The 436-nt window shown below is 54.4% G+C and carries 1 pseudogene; it reads left to right on the top strand.

Going from position 1 to position 436, the window contains the following annotated elements:
- Positions 1-38: 38 nt before the first annotated feature.
- A pseudogene (locus tag ACTHUR_RS21395) lies at positions 39-436 on the top strand (TonB-dependent receptor domain-containing protein); the annotation flags it as partial.

Here is a 436-nt window from a genome sequence, read left to right as displayed (position 1 = left end):
GGTTTGGAAGCCGGAGAGTTTAAAGTTTCCTGCTTTGCCGCTACCGCAACTTTATCGAACTGACCTACATGGGCGTGTCCTCAGACAACCCCAACAGCCCTAATTATGCGCCGATTTCCGATGGTACCGCCTTGGTCAGCTCGCCCGTTTGGCAAAACCAAAACCGCTCCTCAGCGTGGGCGAAAGGTTTGGAATTTAACGGCACATGGAACCTTGACAGCATCGGTTTGCCGCAAGGCACGCACGCAGGTGTCAACGTCAGCTACATCAAAGGCAAAGCCAAACAGACCAACGGACAGGAAACCCCGATTAACGCCCTTTCCCCGTGGTCTGCTGTTTACAATTTGGGCTACGATGCGCCGTCCAAACGCTGGGGCGTCAATGCGTACCTGACCCACACCGCAGCTAAAAAACCGTCTGACACCGTTCACAGCAG

The organism is Neisseria sp. P0021.S007 (genome assembly GCF_051956855.1).
The sequence above is the reverse complement of the archived record's forward strand: the minus strand, read 5'-3'. Positions and strand labels throughout refer to the sequence as shown.